Here is a 5,222-nt window from a genome sequence, read left to right on the forward strand (position 1 = left end):
AGTCCCGAATTAGCATAGAAGCAGGCCGGTCGTTCGCTTTGGCAGCCTGCAGAAAGGCTTGTTTCAGGTCAGCATCGACGCGGCAAGTGAAATTGGATTGTTGATTCATCCCGCATCCTCTTAATAACACTGTCAGTACTATGTACTAACAGTGTAGTGCGTGCAATCCCAGTCCAAAAGATGGCATTCAGGACAACGAGGGATAATTTTGTAGGGAACTCAAAGGGTGGTTTTCATCTTTAACCGCAGCATTGGCCCATGGCTGCTCACCATTTTCAAGACTTTTGGGATCATTCTGTCTTGTGGGACTGGGTCACGGATGGACTGATGGCCTGCTTTTGCTTGGTTCTCCGCCTGCCGGTGAGGGGCCGTTATGAGACATTACGATCATTGGCTGGGCTTCATGGGTTAGGCATGCTCCTGCTTTAACACTTCCAGCCTGACAGTCCGCCCTGTCCTGGACAGGATATTTACTAGAGCATCAACGGTAAACTTTGTGACTTTCCGGTTTAGCAGATCAGATACCCTTGGGCGGGTGATATGCAAGATTTCTGCTGCCTGCTGTTGCTTTAGATGATTTTCCTTGATCCATTGGGATACCTCAGCCATGAGCTGCTCTTTGAGCGCCAAAGCAGCATTGATCTCGCGGTCTGCTTGGTCTTGGAGGAGAGCAGCTTCTTCTGGCCCAAAGCCAAGCTCGACGAACAAGTTATCGCTGGGAGTTGTTGTGTGCCGAATCTCCGTGTCTATCTCGTTTCTCATCATGAACCTCGTTGACGGATGACTGCCCGATAACGAACAGAAGCAATTTGCTTATCTTCTTTGGAAGTGGCCTGACTGGTCTTGCGGAAGGAGTGCAACACATAGATTGCTTCCGGGAACTTGGCTACATACATGATCCTGAAAATCCCTGTTGCATCGCGTATTCTGATCTCCCTAACCCCAGCTCCTATGGTCTCAAACGATTTCCAGTCTTCCGGGTCGAGGCCTGCCTGCACTCGTCGCAACTGCCTTCCTGCTTCTCGTCTAGCGTCTTCTGGAAATGATCGAAGATCCTCCAGGGAGGAGCCGACCCATTGCACGATTTTGAGGTCTCTCATGTATAAAATTTAATACAAAAACGGCTTCTATTCAATTGAATCTCTTGCCGCACATGATGTGCCATACGAAGATGTAACCTGCACACCTCGCACACAGGATTCGCACAGATGGCAAAAGTAAGTATCACGGAGGCCGCGAGGCTGGCCGGAATCTCTCGGTACCAGTTGTACCGAGGCTATATAAATAAAGGGGTTTTGACGGTAGATAAGGATACTCAAGGAAGGCCCTTGATCGATACCTCAGAGCTGTTAAGAGTATTCGGTGAGCTTACTATGGCGGGCCGTGATGCGCACACAGTTGACAGTAACGTCGCTCACCAGGTTACACGGGAAAATGGTCAAGAGCACACGGAATCTTGTAGGGAATTGCTTGATTCTTGCCGATTAGAACTGTCTAGAGCCTTGGAACGTGAGAGAGAAGCCATAGCTAGGGAAAAGTGGCTACGGGAAAAGTTAGATGCAATGGAGCAAAAGCTACTGACTGGCCCCGAAACCAAGCGCCGTTGGTGGTGGCCTTGGTAGGTTGAGAGCAAGACAAACCAAAGCCTCTCAAGTGCACCATATGCCCTTTATCTTGCGTTCCCTTCCGACAGTCCTCGATACGGCCACAAATAAAAGCCCCCGGTCGCATTGGAGACCGGGGGCAAGGAGTTTCGCTGAATGGGAAAAAAACTCTAACATGAAGCTAGATCGCTGATCGGTGCTCGCAACACCATCAGCACGGCAGTCCTGAAAGCAGCAGGAGCAGCAGAAACATGGTACCCAATTTTGAAGCTGTAACCAAACCCACCAGCCAAGAAAACTTCGCGACTACCACGCGCACCTATCCCTTTTCACCTCCAGACATAAGCCCTAGATCAAGCGCGGCTATGTTGGGGGTGGATCATGGCCGTCCATAAGCACAAGACCCCATCCGCCGAGCAATTAGCCTTCGATCTGGGCATCTCTGCGAGCCTATACCACTGGGTCCAACGCCTACCCCATCGGCCCTATTGCACCAATGACCTTGGCGCAGGACTCCGCATCCGACCCATAGAACTGGCTTTGGCCTACCGATACATCCAGCACAACCCACCAGGGCAGGTCTGGAGTATCGTGCTGGACGTGGACCGTCGTATCTGCGACCCGGAAAGCCTCACTTATTGCTGGGAGGCCAAAGACCCAGAGGGGCCGATTCCGAACGTTATGGCGATTAACCAGGAGAACGGCTATGGCCATCTGTTCTATTTCCTCAAGGCTGGCGTTACCCGTACCCAGGCAGGCAGGGAAGCCCCCTTGCGCTATCTGGCAGCTGTAGAGCGTGCCCTATGCGCCAAGATGGATGCCGACCACCTCTATGTCGGCTTGGTGAGCAAGAACCTGACCCATGCAGGCTGGCTTGTCCATTCCTACCATGATCGACTCTGGACCCTTGGCGAACTGGCGGAGTATCTGGACCTCGATACAGCCAATGCCTGGCGCTACGTCCCCAATACCCCGGAAGAAGCCTTCCAGGAGGGTAGGAACGTGTACCTGTTCCATACGGCGCGAAATTGGGCCTACAGCGCGATTAGGGACTATTGGGCACCCAATGGCCTACCTCAATGGCAAGAGGCCATTTTAGGGCATTTACAGGCCATTAACGGCCAATTCCAGGTGCCCCTCTTTGAACCGGAACTCAGGACCATCGCCAAGAGCATTGCCAAGTGGACTTGGCGGCACATTACGCCTGTAGGCCTACAAAACCTCATCGAGCGCACTCACACGCCAGAGTTACAGCGGGAGAGGGGCAGGCGTGGCGGACTGGCAGCGACCAACCAGCTAGAGATCGCCCCCCTTGGCGGCAAGGCCAGCGGGCAGGCCCGCAGGCAATCCAGAGAGCAGGATCGAGCTACAGCGCGACTTTTACGAGCCAAAGGGTGGACTTACCGAAAGATCGCCGCAGAGCTTGGGGTTAGCGCGGCAACGGCATATCGGTTGTGTCGTTAGTTTGTTTCACGAACCGAGCCTATATCAGATAACAGCCAGCAGGGGCGGCTTGAGCGTAGCGAAAGAACCGCCCCGAATCGGCTGGGCCGCAGGCAGGTAGGGAGGCAAAGCCGACCGGCTACCTGCCGTAGCGGCTTCCATGGGTTTGCCGATGGCGACACCCGATCCCGCTGTAGCAGCGGGGAGACCCAGATCGACAGATCAGAAAACTAAATTAGGCTGGCCGAGACCTAGCGAGCGAAGCGAGCGCAGGGCGTAGGGCAGCTCCCGAAGGCCGTAGGCCGAAGGGGGAACGGAGGAAAGCGTATCGGCCAAGACATCGGTCAAGGGTAGTCGAGGCCTCGATGTCCGGCACGGAGGGTGAGGTGGTCCTGGGGAGAGGGTTTGGGTCTGCTACTTTTGGAGACAGGGTCGATTCTTGAATCGTGGGGAAGTCTTAGCGGTGTCATCCACAGTCTTATCTGCCGTTTTTGTGGATGGGTTGGACATTCCCCTATCCCCATCGCCTAGAATCACTTCTAGGGCAAATTTGGGGCATTTGTGGGCATTCTGGTTACCCGACCTAGCGACTGTGGTAGTCATTGCCTGAGCGGGTGCTCTGCCGTGCTGGAAATCGCACCGATGCAATCCGATGCGCCGGATACTTGCGTTATGGACCGGCGGGGCGGGGCTTCGGGTAGCTGATCTCATCGAGGATCTTGGGTGGCATAAGACCGGCGATATCGAACAGATCTGCTATGGCAAGGCGGTAGGCATACCGCGTACCCGGCGACCACCCTGCATGGGCAGCAAAGAACTCTTGAACATGTCTTTTCCCGACCTGACCCATGGACTTACACCCCTGCTGCGCACAAAAGGCAGCAAAAATCTTCATTCTGCTGCGCTGCAGACGACGATTTTTCTTTCCCCCATGCCGGGCATAGGCCAGCGTCATCCTCTCTACCTCTCGGACCAGGGGGCTCATCGTGCGCTCCCCAGGTAGGCAACGGTCACGTCGGTCCTACCATGCCCGAGCTCTTGGGCGATTTGCTGGCGAGCTTCCCTGTCCAGATCTTTATCGACGAGCCGAAAACCAGCGACAACTGGCGCGTCTTTGCCGGTTATCTGGCTGTATCGCCCGCAGCCGAAGCTTGCCCTCAAGGCGTGGAGGCCTTGGCCGGTAGTGGCTTTGATAGCCTCCCGTGCCTGATCGATAACAGGGCGAAACGCTTTGTAGGAGACCCCAATTGGGATCATGGAACCAGCTTTTCCTTGGACTTGCGCAGCCCTTTCCAGTGCAGCTATCTGGCGATCATTGGTGATCGGCACGTCGCGGGGCCGCCCTCCTTTCGTGCCCTCGGTTATCCTGACCATACCCGTGGCCTGGGCTTCCTTTAGGGCAGACTTGGCGTCGATCAGGCAGGCTTCTTTGCTTCTCAACCCAAACTCCCGAGTAAGAGAGATGATAGCGGCCGCCCTTGCGTCGAGACCTTTGGTGGCCTGCTCTACAAGGCTGCGATCGAGGCCTTTGGGCGCTTCCTGCCGAACATACGATCTGGCTGGAGCCCCCAAAGATCGTGGAGACAACGACTGCCAGGCACCCTTGGTCGCTGTCGACATGACGGTTTGATCGCGCTGAGCCGATTTTGGATAGAGGACGCAGAAAGACCACAATCAATCAAGTGGTCAGCATAGGACTGCACCAAATCTTTGGTAATCCGTTCCATGCTGCCTACATCATTATCCTTGGCAAATCTGGCAAAATCGGACCACCGTTGGCTGAGTGTCGCGACTGAGCTATAGGAAATCCCGCTTCTTTGAAGCCACTGGCGACCAGCACTAATCATGTCACGGGTTCCAATTCCGTAATTTCTGGACACAGCTAACCCTCCTTCTTTCAAAGGATAAAAAAATGTTTATTTAAGCCACTTTGTGGATAGAAAGTGGCTTAAATAAACACGGGTGCGAACACCCGTGTTTATATCGATTGGTCTGAAAACCACGCTGTAAATCAAATCTAAATAAAATCGCACGGAACTTTTCCCTGACCACTCCAAGACAGGCGCTGCGGTCTGAAGGGAGCTGCAAAAGCAGATCCAGTGATCAGGGCGTCTCCCTCCAGACCCATACCTGCCGTGGTAAGTGTTGGATGCGCGTTTTGACGAGCGGCGCTCG

6 protein-coding genes are annotated in these 5,222 nt (G+C 54.3%); 1 reads left to right on the forward strand and 5 read right to left on the reverse strand.

Annotation, left to right across the window (positions count from 1 at the left end):
* Positions 1-408 precede the first annotated feature (408 nt).
* Together RTI30_RS12370 and RTI30_RS12375 are read right to left on the reverse strand one after the other, a co-directional pair.
* Complete coding sequence (locus RTI30_RS12370; protein ID WP_312283890.1) at positions 409-765, reverse strand: XRE family transcriptional regulator; 357 nt, start codon at positions 763-765, stop codon at positions 409-411.
* Entirely contained in the window at positions 762-1,100 is a 339-nt protein-coding gene (locus RTI30_RS12375) for a type II toxin-antitoxin system RelE/ParE family toxin (RefSeq protein ID WP_312283891.1), read from the reverse strand. Before RTI30_RS12375 ends, RTI30_RS12370 begins: the two co-directional genes overlap by 4 nt.
* Before the next feature lie 885 nt (positions 1,101-1,985).
* Between RTI30_RS12375 and RTI30_RS12380 the strand changes: the two genes are divergently transcribed.
* The gene (locus RTI30_RS12380) at positions 1,986-3,068 is read left to right on the forward strand and encodes a replication initiation protein (RefSeq protein WP_312283892.1); all 1,083 of its coding nucleotides are present in this window, start codon (positions 1,986-1,988) and stop codon (positions 3,066-3,068) included.
* Between the two features lie 649 nt (positions 3,069-3,717).
* Here the strand turns inward: RTI30_RS12380 and RTI30_RS12385 are convergent.
* From RTI30_RS12385 to RTI30_RS14355, 3 genes are read right to left on the reverse strand one after another with little or no spacing between them, the layout of a single operon-like run.
* Entirely contained in the window at positions 3,718-4,032 is a 315-nt protein-coding gene (locus RTI30_RS12385) for a hypothetical protein (protein ID WP_312283893.1), read from the reverse strand.
* Positions 4,029-4,667, reverse strand: a complete 639-nt coding sequence (locus RTI30_RS14350; RefSeq protein WP_409449711.1) for an integrase domain-containing protein — start codon at positions 4,665-4,667, stop codon at positions 4,029-4,031. Before RTI30_RS14350 ends, RTI30_RS12385 begins: the two co-directional genes overlap by 4 nt.
* On the reverse strand, positions 4,553-4,894 hold the full coding sequence (locus RTI30_RS14355) for a site-specific integrase (RefSeq protein ID WP_409449712.1): 342 nt from the start codon (positions 4,892-4,894) through the stop codon (positions 4,553-4,555). The genes RTI30_RS14350 and RTI30_RS14355 overlap by 115 nt, the downstream gene beginning before the upstream one ends.
* Between the last annotated feature and the right edge of the window lie 328 nt (positions 4,895-5,222).

The organism is Candidatus Igneacidithiobacillus taiwanensis (assembly GCF_031962545.1).
Taxonomy (GTDB): Bacteria; Pseudomonadota; Gammaproteobacteria; order Acidithiobacillales; family Acidithiobacillaceae; genus Igneacidithiobacillus; species Igneacidithiobacillus taiwanensis.